The following is a 12,810-nucleotide window of genomic DNA, read 5'->3' on the forward strand; positions in this document are numbered from 1 at the left end:
TTTCTCGGTATGTTGCCTCTGTGGAAAGCCCAAATTCGATAATGAACGCAAACATTGCAGCATTAAATACTAAGGTTAAAAAGTATAACCAGAGGTGTGCACCTAAAAACCTGCCGAAAAATGTATGTGTTGGAAATTGGAAAACAGAATATAGATCTGCAAGCGTTCTTAAAAATAAATTACTGGCAAAAACATGTCTGTCTTCTGATGCAAAAGCAAAAAAACATACCATGGTTAAAAAACCAATTATTATAAAGGCTTTAAAAAATCTATACGGGCGAAAATTTTTCATTTTAGGGATGAAGGGATTAATTTGCTCTCAATCCACTAAGTTCGAAAAATTTATGACTATCCGAAAAATTAATACAATTTAACAATTTCAGGTTGTGATTTCAGACTAAATTTAATTCAGTAATCTTATCAATTTCTGCAACACAATGCCATAATTACTATCTTTGCCTTATGTTATTATACAATGTTACTTTAATTTTAGATGACGCAGCTGCCGAAGAATGGTTGCAATGGATGACAGAAATTCATATACCTGAAGTGATGGCTACGGGCATGTTTGTATCGCACAGGTTGCTTAAAGTTTTGGATTCGCCGAATGAAGGCGTTACTTATTGCGCACAGTACGTTGCAGAAAATCTTGAAAATTATAACCAATACCATCAAGTTTACGCACCGGCTTTACAACAGGATTTAAATGAGAAATTCAAAAATCGTTTTGTGGCCTATAGAACTTTGATGGAGTTTGTAGGTTAGTCTACTCAGCATAGCATTATTTCAGCTTATCATTATTTTTATGCCTGTCAGCATCCCGAATGGCCTTTTTTTGAAGATTTTCTTTAAGGGCATCGGTTAGGTTAATGCCAGTCTGATTAGCCAGGCAGATTAAAACGAAAAGCACATCGGCCATTTCATCAGCCAAATTAACATCTTCATCGCTTTTTTTGAAAGACTGTTCCCCATATTTTCTGGCCATGATACGGGCAACCTCGCCAACTTCTTCCATTAAAATAGCCGTATTAGTAAGTTCATTAAAATACCTTACTCCAGTTGTTTTAATCCAGTTATCTACAGTTTCCTGTGCTTCGTTAATTGTCATTTTTCTCTTCTTCTATTTCTAACTTTAATCTCCTGTTGATGTCTATTTTGGCGCCTTCCAGTAAAAAAACCGTTGCACCTTTTTCTCTTGCAAAAGGACTTTTTAGTTCTCCTATTTTCGAAATTTTTTCAAAAAATGGCTGTTCTTTCTTCCTTTCCGGATCTTCCTCTCCTGCTTCTCTGATAAGGATTAAGTCCTTAACGGGCCTGTCCAGTTTAAACCAGTAGAGGTAATCTGCATTGTAAGAAACTGCATTGATGTTCCTGTATTTCGAGTAGTAATTAATTGCGCCTGCCTGCCCATAATTATCCGTACGGACCACCACGGCAGCTTTATCTTTAACTTTCGAATAAGCAACGTCGACAATTGCAGCCAGGGCCTTCCAACCCTGCATATCTGCAAAATCCTGTGGTAAATCATGATTTTTTCCATCTTCCCAACGCAAAGCGCCAACGCGTTCAAATCGCTTATGGTTTGCGATTATCTTCTCGGGGGTATAAACAGGCATCATAATCGGAATGATGTACGCAAATGAGCCAACAATAAAGAGCACCAGAACTGTTCGAAGAATGTACCGTTTACAAATCACTTCAGTTATGTATACACTGCCAAAGGCTAACAATACCGGGTAGAGCCCCAATGCATAGTAACTTTTCCCATTAAAATAGCTAAAAATTAATAAGGTGAAAATGTAACTCAATATTACCCAGCTGTATTTTCTAAAAGGCTTATAGATAGCGAAACCAACAAAAGCCGCCAATAGCAGAAAAATATCACTGATAAAAGAAAGCAACTGCTCCTTAAAAAAATCAATCCGTTTTATATTTACTAATTGTGTTTCGGCAAGTTCTTTCATATGGCTTATAACCGGGAAGTTGTGTTTTATCTGCCAGATTACATTTGGAGAAATAATTAACAAGGCCAGTCCTATAGCGAAATATAAATGCTTATTGGTAAAAATGCTTCTTCTTGGGGTGATTAGAATTGCGGGTAAAATGCCAAGCACCAAAAAAAGCACATTGTATTTATTTAAAAAGCCTAAGGCTGTCCATATTGCAAATTTGTAAAGCATGCCAGGTTTGTTGGTTTCAAAATAACCAATCAGGTAATAAAACATAGCTGTCCATGCAAGAACATCGAACGAATTTGGTTGATAAAGAATGTTAAGCCTGATGTAAACCGAGCAAATAAAAGCAATGGCAACCAGGCATTTCGCAAAAAGGTTACCCTTCAGTTTGCCTACAATTTGCCAGGCAAAAACCATCGTTAGCGCACCAAAAAAGGCAGGAAAAAACTTTACCCAAAACACGCCATTTCCTAAAAACTGAATTATTAATGAAAAGAGCGACATTAGCGGCGGAACCGAAGTAAAACCTGCGGCAAGATGATTGGCCTGATCTAAATGTAAAAACTCATCGCGGTGAAGTTCATACACATTGTTGACTAAAACGTAACTTAAAACGATTTTAAGCAGGAAAAAAAATACAAGCAAACCGAACTCGATGAAATGGGGATACCTGTTCTTCATTATTCTTTATTTTTTGTGTCGATAAAAATGGTCGTCGGGCCATCATTTACCAAAGAAATCTTCATGTCTGCCCCAAAAATTCCGGTTTCCACCTTCTTCCCAAGCAACGAAGAAAGCTTGTCAATCATTTGCTCGTAAAGCGGAATAGCAACATCGGGTTTGGCAGCTTTGGTAAAGCCAGGCCGGTTTCCTTTTTTTGTTGATGCAAATAAGGTGAACTGACTGATTAAAAGGATGCTGCCTCCAATATCTGCCAAAGCTTTATTCATCAGGTCATTCTCATCAGCAAAAACACGCATATTTACAACCTTCTGAGCAAGCCAGTCAACATCTTCATTGCTGTCTGCATCTTCAATGCCAAGCAAAACCAAAAACCCGCTTTCTATCTGACCAGTTATTTTTCCTTCGACTACACAACTGGCTTCAGTAACTCTTTGTAAAACTGCACGCATTTTATACTACTTTTGGGAATCAAAATATATGCGCAAGATAGGTATTTTACTAATTACTGCACTTTTGTTTGCCGCCTGTAAACCTAAATTTGCAGTGCATCCAACATTTTATTTCTGGCGAACGGTTTATACGAACCAGAAAGCAGAAACAAAATACCTAAACGATTTTAAATCCAAATCGCTTTATGTCCGCATTATGGATGTAGATATCAATCCGGATACGCAAGAACCCGTGCCTGTTTCGCCTGTAAGTTTTGAGGACTCTTTACCAAAACAAACCACCATTGTTCCGGTTGTTTACCTGGTTAATAACATTTTCAATAATTTATCAGAAGGCGATAGCAAACTGCTCGCAACCCGCATTTCTAAATTTGTAAATTCGAAAGTAAATCAGGCAGGTAAGAAAACTTTTAGCGAACTGCAGATAGATTGCGACTGGACAAAAACCACCAGAGATAAGTACTTCATATTCCTGAATCAACTCAAATTAACGCCTTTACTTAAGCGGAAACAGATTTCGGTAACCTTGCGACTACATCAGGTAAAAAACCTGGCATCAAGCGGAATTCCTCCGGTTACAAAAGTGATGCTCATGTGCTACAACATGGGCAACCTTCGAAAATATGGAGAACAGAACTCAATTTTGGACATGAAGGAAATGGAGACTTACCTCAGCGACAAGCTGGAGACCTACCCTCTTAAAATCGATGTCGCGTTGCCATTATTTAATTGGGCCGTTGTGTTTAGGAAAGAGAAATATGCGGGCATTTCAAAACGGATATCAAAAGCCCAGATAAACGATAAAAAACTTTTTAAGCGACGGGGAAAATCGACATTTTTTGATTTGATGATTGATTATCCACAAGCTGGGCTAAGAACCGGAGACGTTATAAGGTGGGAAGAAGTTACGCCGGATGACTTGCTTACCGCATCCCGGTTTTTATCACGACATTTAAAGCCAGAAGAACGTAATGTGGTGTTTTACCACCTGGACAACGACCTTTTAAATACATTTAAACATGACGAACTTCAGAAAGTTATCGATAATTTTTAGCGCCTTTCTTGTTGCCTACTTTGGGGAAATAGCGGTTAACCTGGCCTGTGGCGGTGAAGTAGATCCCTATGATTATTATGTTTCATATTTCCATAATAATACGGAAGGCGATGAGTATGTACCATTCGCGTTTACCGAAATGGCTTACCTCTACAGCGAAGAAGCGGTTGTGGACGAAGCAGAAATTAACAGTAAAGAATGGGCAACTTACCTGGATGTAAAAGCAGCCGATGTACACAAAGTGATGTATGGTTTAGACAGCGCAGCAAGTGTAAAACTTGCGGGCTACGATGGAAACTCGTTGGACGAATTGCCAGACAGCTTAAAGAACAATACTTTTATTGCAGCGTTGACGAGAAAAAAACAGGCGTTAAACTACTACACATTTGCTAAAAGCTGCGAGCCATTAGCCAATGCACGATGGAATGAATGGGACCCGGAACCAAGAGATTCTACGGCGATGGAAGCCAAAGCAAAGGAAGCCTTAAAATTGACAACAGCAGAGCGGGATGACTTCCTGAAACTGCGTTACGCCTACCAATCTGCCCGGATGTTTCATTATTCGGGGAATTATAAAGATTGCAAAATCGTTTACGAGAAGTACATCAAGCCCATCAAAAGTAACAGCGCAGTTAAGGGCTGGAGCCAGGCTTTGTATGCTGGTTCTATCCGGAAACTCGGAAGCCCGGACCAGGCTGCGTATATCTTTTCTAAAGTGTTTGCATCAAATCCAGAGCGCAGAATACAGGCTTACAAAAATTATTACTACACCGATTCGCCGATAAATGGCGCCTTAAAATATGCTAAAAACGATGAGGAGAAAACCAACATTTGGGCGATTAATGGCTTCGGAAACTCCGAATTCGACCTGGCAAGTTTACAAAAGGTATATCAATACAATCCAAAAAGCCCACTAAACGGAGCACTTCTGGTGCGAGAAATAAACAAGCTTGAACAAGCTTTAATTAAAGATAATGATATCGCGAAAATTGGTTACAACTATTATTTTCTAGATAATGGGAGTAGTAAGAAGTATCGCGACAGCGTTCAAAACCTTAATCTTAAAAACCTAAGTCAGATAAAAGATTTTGCAGTAAAGCTTGCGTCAGAAAAGAAATATCCGCAGCCAGCATTAGGAACTTTAACAGCCGCTTACCTTTCGTGGATGGAAAATAAGGATTTACTTGCTTCAAATTACCTTAAAACCTTAAATCCGGAGAAACTGCCGGAAAAGCTGCTTAGCCAATACCGAATTGTAGACTTGTTGATTAAGTCGAAACATATTCAAAAAGGAAACTCATTTAACGAAAATGATTTGCTGCCAGCACTTAAATGGCTCGACGAAAAACGCTTCGAGGAAAATAAGCAACAAACAAGAAATGAAAACTACAACTATAACCAGTCAGAAAGTGGAAACAGCCGTTTTACCATAACGACTAGGAATTTTTACCAACAGATTTTAGCGCCCGCATACATGAAAATGGGCGATACAGCCAAAGCTGCACTCGCAATGGTAAAAGGTGATTTGAAATATAAATCCTTAAATGAAAATTCACTATTTAAAAACATCAGCTACCAAACCACCTCCTTTTGGCAAAAATATCTTACTCCGCTGAGTATGCAACATCTGGCAGATTTTAAAAGTGCCAAGCCAAAAGATAACCTTGTTGGCTTACTTTCTAAAGCCTTAAACCAGTTAAATAATGATGACTTTTATGAGCTTTATGGCACAGCTTACCTGCGCACCCATCAGTACGCTAAAGCCTTGCAGATGTTCGGCAAGGTATCGCCAAAATACAACTATTTTAATCCCGAAAACTGGTATGCCAGCGAAGGCGAGACCAAGCTTTACGCCAATCCGTTTATCGAAACCATTAATGATTTTCCAAAAAGGTATGTTTCTGCCAAAACATCAATAACAAAGAAAACTTTTGCAGCAGAAATGTTGAGGTTGCAAAAATTAACGCTCAGCGATAAAAAGAATGCGGCATTATACTACTATAAAATGGCAAATGCAGTTTATCAAACAGGTTATTACGGAAACAGCTGGTTTTTGATAAGCTACGACTGGTCATCTTATGATAACAGCAGCGCACCTAAATTTGGTTATGATGTAGATTACAAAAAAGCGCAGACCGCCAAATCCTGGTATTTAAAGGCGAGAGCCTTAAGCACAAATGCTGATTTTAAAGCCAAGTGTACTTTCATGCTTGCAAAGTGTGCGCAGAAACAGATTATCATGAATTACAATACCGTTTCTTTCAGTTATTATGATACAAAAGATGTAAAATATCAAAACTTTTTAACTGCGAACTATCACAATCCATACTTCAAAGAGTTAAAACTTAAATATGCTAAAACGCCATTTTACAACACAGCAATTAGCGAATGTAGCTACCTGAAAGATTTTATTACGAGAAGATAAATTTCGGTTGTTTTATGATTTTGAACTTTGTTTAAGGCTAATTTAATGCCTTGTATCATTGCCATGATAAATGCTGAGGTAACTTTCGTAGCGTGACACAGCAATATCACCTTCGTTTACGGCTTCGATAACTGCACATCCTGGTTCATTAACATGCCGGCAATTGTTAAAACGACAATTGTGAGAGGTTTTGAAAATCTCAGGGAAGAAATGGCCAAGTTCTTCTTTTTCGATATCGATGATACCCAACTCTCTGATTCCGGGCGTATCTACAATAAAACCACCTTGCGGCAGTTCGAACATTTCGGCAAAAGTAGTGGTATGCTGCCCTTTATCGCTCCAATCAGAAACCTCGCCGGTACGCAAATCCCTGTCGGGCAATAAGGCATTAATTAAACTAGATTTGCCAACACCGGAATGGCCGGAAATCAGTGTAATCTTGTTGGTAATTAATTCCTGAATGACTGGAATGTTGATGCCTTTCAAAGCCGAAACTTCGTAGCATGGATAACCGATGTTTTCGTAAATATCCTTAAATTCCTGTAGTATTTCTAAACCTTCTTTACTAAACAAATCGAGTTTATTAAAGACCAGAACGGCAGGAACATCATAGGCCTCGGCGGTAACTAAAAATCTATCGATAAACCCTAAAGATGTTCTTGGAGATGCCAGCGTAACCAGCAAGATGGCCATATCTAAATTCGCGGCCAAAATTTGCGCCTGTTTGCTCAGGTTTATGGATTTGCGGATGATGTAATTTTTCCGCTGCATCAGTTCGTTTATCAAACCCTGGTTGCTATCCTTCTCGAGCTCGAATTTTACACGGTCGCCAACCGCAATCGGATTGGTCGTTTTAATACCTTTAATTCTGAATTTGCCCACAATACGGCAGTCGTAACGCTTACCATTATCGGCCAAAACGCTATACCAACTTCCGGTAGATTTAATAACTAAGCCCTGCATATTTTGTAACAAAGGTATAAAAAGGAGTTAAAAATGTGGCGCTAAAATAAAGATGATTCGGAAACCAATACCCTAAGTTTTGAATTAACCTTATCCCAGCCTTTTCGCTTTACTTAAACACAAGCGCTCAACGAAAAAACTGTCTGTTTAACCTCTCAATAAACACTATCTTCGTTCAAAATTTACCCATGGAAAACTTCAAAATTATCGGCATCTCAACGGAAACGACCAATCAAAACAATCAAGCTGCATCAGATTTGGGAAAACTTTGGCAACAGTTCTACCTCGAAGAAATTTTTAATAAAATCCCAAACAAAGAGAGCAACGATATTTATGCCGTTTATACGGATTACGAGAGTGATTATACCGGAAAGTATACCGCCATTATCGGCCAGCGGGTAAGCACCCTGAACATTATACCTGATGGTTTGGTGGGTAGAGAAATTACAAATGAAAAGCTTTTAAAATATAAAGCAAAAGGGGAAATGCCACAAGCAGTTGTAGCCATTTGGAAAGAAATCTGGGAAGATAACATCGCACTATATCGAACGTATAATGCTGATTTTGAAGTTTATAGCGAAAGATCTCAGCAAGGCGCAGATTCGGAAGTAGAAATTTACCTAGGTGTTAGAAAATAGGTAAACGCTGCCTGAAAGTTGTAGGCGCTTGAGTCCGGAACCTTAACGCCGTAACCCAAAAAACCTCATTAGAGTAAAATGAGGTTTTTGCTTTTCAAAATTTTCTATTCGATTATCAATTAGCTTTTGAACTCGCTTGTTTTATGGAAATCAATATCAGGATAATCCTGCTTGGTTAAATTAATCATGTATTCGCTATCCGATAAATAAACAGGATTTGCCTCTTTATCGAAACCGATATGCTGCTGCTTACGCTTTACAAACTCATCTAATTTTTTTCTATCGGTAGAAGTTACCCAGCTGGAACGCGTATAGCTTAGCGTACGAAACCTACATTTTGCACCATATTCATGCTCCAGTCTGAAATTAATTACTTCAAACTGTAATTCGCCAACTGCGCCAATTACTTTCCGGTTTCCGGGCTGCATCACAAATAGTTGCGCCACACCTTCATCAGTTAATTGCTCAATTCCTTTTTCCAATTGTTTGGTACGCATCGGATCCATATTTTCTACCTCTTTAAAAATCGACGGAGAGAAACTCGGAATGCCTTTAAACTGTAATTTTTCGCCTTCTGTTAACGTGTCGCCAATTTTAAAGTTGCCGCTATCATACAAGCCGACTACATCTCCCGGCCATGCCTCTTCAACAATACTTTTCTCATTTGCCATAAAATCCATCGGGTTAGAAAATTTAAGTTTCTTATCCTGACGGGTATGGTAGTAAAATTTATTTCGCTCAAATTTGCCAGAACATATCCTTAAAAAGGCAATCCTATCCCGGTGTTTAGGGTCTAAATTGGCATGAATTTTAAATACAAATCCACTAAAGTTTTTCTCTTCTACCAAAACGTCACGCTCTTCAGCTTCCCTGTGCCGCGGACTAGGCGCAATGTCGATAAACGTGTCCAAAAGTTCCTTAATACCAAAGTTATTTATCGCGCTCCCAAAAAACACCGGCGCTACCAAACCATCAGTATATAAATCTTTCTCAATTTTACCGTAAATGCCATCCACCAGTTCAACGTCATCTTTAAGGTTGTTTATTTCATTTTCCTTAAGGTAATTCAGCAAAGAAGGGTCATTCAAATCATTTGCCGCCACAACCGAATCAGTTACCTTGGTTTTATCAGAATTGAATAAATTTAAATGTTTATTGTAAATGCTATAAACGCCTTTAAAGGTGTGTCCCTGCCCAATAGGCCATGAAAGCGGGCATAAACTGATGTTAAGTTTTTCCTCAATTTCATCTAATAAATCGTAAGCCTCTTTCCCCTCGCGGTCCATTTTATTTATGAAAATGATTACCGGCGTATTCCGCATCCGGCAAACCGACATCAATTTTTCCGTCTGTTCCTCCACACCTTTCACACAATCTACAACCAAAATTACACTATCTACGGCCGATAAAGTCCGGTAGGTATCTTCAGCAAAATCCTTGTGGCCGGGGGTGTCTAAAATATTAATTCGCTTGCCGCTGTATTCGAAACCCATTACCGAGGTTGCCACCGAAATTCCACGCTGTTTCTCAATTTCCATAAAATCGGAAGTATTGCTCTGGTTCGCTTTGTTACGTTTTACCGCTCCAGCCGTATTAATTGCACCACCAAAAAGAAGAAACTTTTCCGTTAATGTGGTTTTACCCGCATCGGGGTGACTAATAATTGCAAAGGTTTTACGTTTTTCTATTTCAGGGTTAAGCATAATAAAATTTTGGGTAAAAAAGGGTGATGAAACCTAGGTTAAAGAAATTTAACTGCGATAAGATTTGAATAATTTTGTTTCATCAGCCTGCAAAGATAAGAATTATGGTTAACTGTTTAAACTGCTTAATTGTTTAATCTGCAAGCGCATGTTTGCAATAAACATTCTATCTTAAAAGCCTGATAAATATTTTTAGAAAAGCAAATTTAGTGTTGCTTGGGAACGACCGCCCCGCCATTTATTTCAATCTTTTTTAAGCTTCTGGTCTGCTCATAATCACGCCTCAAGCGGCATAACAAGTCAAAAATTCCTTTTCGTGAGCTGCATAAAAAAGTATTTTCATTACTGTCGGGTTTATTAAACCTCTTTTAGCGCTTCGTGGTTCCGTTTGCCCACCTAAAAGCGCCGGCCCAAACATTTTAAACCTGACTGGAGCGGCAGCCGCCGATTTTTCTTCGGCGCTACAGCGAAAGGTAAGCAGTTTACAATAGAAAGCCGAACGTAAATTTCCAGAAAAGAAAAATCAATTTTCCAGTCAGATTATGAATAAATCATGCCTATTTTTGTGCTAAAGTTGTTAGCTTTAGTAATCCCTCCAAAGTAAAGCAAACCAAAATTTTAAGTCGATGCCACAATTGGAAGAAATTTCTATGCCTGCAGAAATTGCTGCAAAATTTATTAATTACACTTCAAAACATGTTTTCTTAACCGGGAAAGCCGGTACTGGTAAGACAACCTTTTTAAGGAAATTAATCCAGCTTACCCACAAAAAAGCTTTAATTTGTGCACCAACGGGCATTGCGGCAATTAATGCGGCGGGGGTAACCATACATTCTCTATTTCAACTGCCTTTTGGGGCGTTCTTTCCTGATGCTGCAGGCAATTTAATTAATCAAAACATCACTTTTAATTTTAATACGCCGAGAACAATTGTTAAGCATTTAAATATGCAGGGCAATAAAAGGCGTATGATCCAGGAGCTCGAACTTCTTGTGATTGATGAGGTGAGTATGTTGCGTGCTGATATGCTCGATGCAATTGATTTTTCACTTCGGTACATTCGCAGAAGCAGAAATGTGCCCTTTGGCGGCGTGCAACTGCTTTTTATTGGCGATTTGCACCAATTGCCTCCTGTAGTTAAAAATGATGAGTGGCGGGTTATGGCTGGTTTTTACAAAAGCATTTACTTTTTCGATGCGCTTGCACTTCAAAATAACCCACCGGTATATATTGAACTGGATAAGATTTACCGGCAGGATGATGCCGTATTTATTGATCTGCTGAATAACCTTCGAAACAACAAAATAACACCAGAAGATACGGCTCTGCTTCGCCAACATTTTCAGCAGGATTTTAAGCCTGCCGCCAATGAAAATTACATCACGCTAACTACGCACAACAATAAAGCCGATGCGATTAACAGGGAAAGGCTGACGCAACTGAAAACAAAATCTTATTTTTTTGATGCCAAAATAACCGGCGAGTTTAGCGAATATGCTTATCCGAATGAAAAAAGTTTAGAGCTTAAAGTTGGCGCACAGGTAATGTTTATCAAAAACGACATGACTGCCGATAAACGCTATTACAATGGCAAAATTGGCGTTGTGCACCATATCGAAAAGGATATTATAGAAATTAAACTGCCGGAAGAGCAAACCATTATTGCCGTTTCGCCATATACCTGGGAAAATGTAAAGTATAAATTGAACGAAGCCACCAATGAAATTGCAGAAAATGTTGCGGGTTCGTTTGTTCAATATCCATTAAAATTAGCCTGGGCAATTACGGTTCACAAAAGTCAGGGTTTAACTTTTGATAAGGCAATAATTGACATTGGGGATGCATTTGCGCCCGGCCAGGCCTACGTCGCGCTTTCGCGTTTACGCTCGTTAAAAGGCTTGGTGCTCACTTCGCACCTGCGTGAAAATGGCTTACAGCAGGATCAAAACATTCATTATTTCTCAAACACCAAACAGCCTGCAGATATTCTTAAACAACAAATTAGTTTTGAGAGTTACGATTTTATTAGAACTTATTTACTTGCAGCTTTCGATTTTAACCTGGTTCGTTATTACCTGAAAGAGCATGTAGAAACCTTCGATAAAAGTGAGGCAAAATCGACCAAGCAACGTTATGACAGCTGGACGATGGATTTGTATAAGGAATTTCAGAAAATTACGGCTACTGCCGACACTTTCATTAATCAGCTCAAAAATCTCTTTTCACAACAAACTGAACACACTTTGTTTAACGTTTCGAAAAGAGTTGAGGCAGCGCTAAAATATTTTAATCCGCTTGTAAAAGAAGTATCTGATAAATTTTTGGCGCAAATTGAATCGGTAAAAGAAGAGAAGGGGATTAAAACTTACTTAACCGAACTCCTGGAACTAGAAATTCTTGTTTATGAACAGCTGAAAAAAATGCACAAAAGTAAGGCGTTATTGCTGGCCATTATCCATGGCAAAGAATTTAGCAAAGCGGATACAGATGCCTTGCTAAACATTGCTGAACGTAACAACCAGTTGCAAAAAGCGATTCAGCTGAAAGGTCAGGTTTTGAAAGTGAAGTCGGCTGTTGAAAAGAAGAAAAAGGAACCAAAGGTAGATACGAAGTTAATCAGTTTTGAACTTTTTGAACAAGGCAAAAGTTTAGAAGAAATTGCGAAAGAGCGTGGTTTTTCTGTTGGAACGATTGAAGGGCATTTAGCTTATTATGTGTCAACACAGCAAATTGATGTTTCGAAGTTAGTTAAGCAGAACAAAATTAAAAACATTAGTGACGCTGTTGAAAGCCAGAAAACAAAATCGATGGCCACCATTCGTGAATTTCTTGGCAAAGATTACTCCTTTGGCGAAATTAAACTGGTGCTGGCATCGTTATCTCCGTCTGAAGAATAGGGCGTTAAAATCGTGCAACTCGCTGAAACAACGAAAAACTTT

The 12,810-nt window shown here is 38.7% G+C and carries 11 protein-coding genes; 6 read left to right on the forward strand and 5 right to left on the reverse strand.

Annotated features, from left to right (window positions below):
- Positions 1-41: 41 nt before the first annotated feature.
- Both ASG14_RS20300 and ASG14_RS15565 read left to right on the forward strand, forming a co-directional pair.
- The gene (locus ASG14_RS20300) at positions 42-374 is read left to right on the forward strand and encodes a hypothetical protein (protein WP_157274952.1); all 333 of its coding nucleotides are present in this window, start codon (positions 42-44) and stop codon (positions 372-374) included.
- An 88-nt stretch (positions 375-462) separates the two neighbouring features.
- A complete protein-coding gene (locus ASG14_RS15565) occupies positions 463-765 on the forward strand; it encodes a DUF4286 family protein (RefSeq protein WP_056871986.1) in 303 nt (100 codons plus the stop codon).
- 16 nt (positions 766-781) lie between these two features.
- Here the strand turns inward: ASG14_RS15565 and ASG14_RS15570 are convergent, their stop codons facing one another.
- Genes ASG14_RS15570 through dtd form a run of 3 tightly spaced genes read right to left on the reverse strand, consistent with a single transcriptional unit; the run spans position 782 to position 3,088 of the window.
- Entirely contained in the window at positions 782-1,108 is a 327-nt protein-coding gene (locus ASG14_RS15570; RefSeq protein WP_056871987.1) for a nucleotide pyrophosphohydrolase, read from the reverse strand.
- The gene (locus tag ASG14_RS15575; RefSeq protein ID WP_056871988.1) at positions 1,098-2,636 is read right to left on the reverse strand and encodes a glycosyltransferase family 39 protein; all 1,539 of its coding nucleotides are present in this window, start codon (positions 2,634-2,636) and stop codon (positions 1,098-1,100) included. The genes ASG14_RS15570 and ASG14_RS15575 overlap by 11 nt, the downstream gene beginning before the upstream one ends.
- Complete coding sequence (dtd, locus tag ASG14_RS15580) at positions 2,636-3,088, reverse strand: D-aminoacyl-tRNA deacylase (protein WP_056871989.1); 453 nt, start codon at positions 3,086-3,088, stop codon at positions 2,636-2,638. Before dtd ends, ASG14_RS15575 begins: the two co-directional genes overlap by 1 nt.
- 28 nt (positions 3,089-3,116) lie before the next feature.
- Here dtd and ASG14_RS15585 point away from each other — a divergent pair, with 28 nt between their 5' ends.
- Together ASG14_RS15585 and ASG14_RS15590 are read left to right on the forward strand one after the other, a co-directional pair.
- Positions 3,117-4,142: a hypothetical protein gene (locus tag ASG14_RS15585; RefSeq protein ID WP_056871990.1), complete on the forward strand. Its 1,026-nt coding sequence runs from the start codon at positions 3,117-3,119 to the stop codon at positions 4,140-4,142.
- Positions 4,108-6,567, forward strand: coding sequence for a hypothetical protein (locus ASG14_RS15590; protein WP_056871991.1), 2,460 nt, complete (start codon positions 4,108-4,110; stop codon positions 6,565-6,567). Before ASG14_RS15585 ends, ASG14_RS15590 begins: the two co-directional genes overlap by 35 nt.
- A 42-nt stretch (positions 6,568-6,609) precedes the next feature.
- Here ASG14_RS15590 and rsgA read toward each other — a convergent pair whose 3' ends face one another.
- On the reverse strand, positions 6,610-7,530 hold the full coding sequence (gene rsgA, locus ASG14_RS15595; protein ID WP_056871992.1) for a ribosome small subunit-dependent GTPase A: 921 nt from the start codon (positions 7,528-7,530) through the stop codon (positions 6,610-6,612).
- Between the two features lie 188 nt (positions 7,531-7,718).
- Here rsgA and ASG14_RS15600 point away from each other — a divergent pair, with 188 nt between their 5' ends.
- A complete protein-coding gene (locus ASG14_RS15600) occupies positions 7,719-8,168 on the forward strand; it encodes a GyrI-like domain-containing protein (RefSeq protein ID WP_056871993.1) in 450 nt (149 codons plus the stop codon).
- 119 nt (positions 8,169-8,287) lie between these two features.
- On the opposite strand, the gene ASG14_RS15605 is transcribed toward ASG14_RS15600, so the two are convergent.
- Positions 8,288-9,871 (reverse strand): peptide chain release factor 3, encoded by a 1,584-nt coding sequence (locus tag ASG14_RS15605; RefSeq protein ID WP_056871994.1) that lies wholly within the window; start codon positions 9,869-9,871, stop codon positions 8,288-8,290.
- Between the two features lie 626 nt (positions 9,872-10,497).
- On the opposite strand from ASG14_RS15605, the gene ASG14_RS15610 reads away from it, so the two are divergent.
- Positions 10,498-12,768: a helix-turn-helix domain-containing protein gene (locus ASG14_RS15610; RefSeq protein ID WP_056871995.1), complete on the forward strand. Its 2,271-nt coding sequence runs from the start codon at positions 10,498-10,500 to the stop codon at positions 12,766-12,768.
- Positions 12,769-12,810: the final 42 nt, after the last annotated feature.

Origin of the sequence: Pedobacter sp. Leaf194, assembly GCF_001423945.1 — a bacterium.
Classification (GTDB): Bacteria; Bacteroidota; Bacteroidia; order Sphingobacteriales; family Sphingobacteriaceae; genus Pedobacter.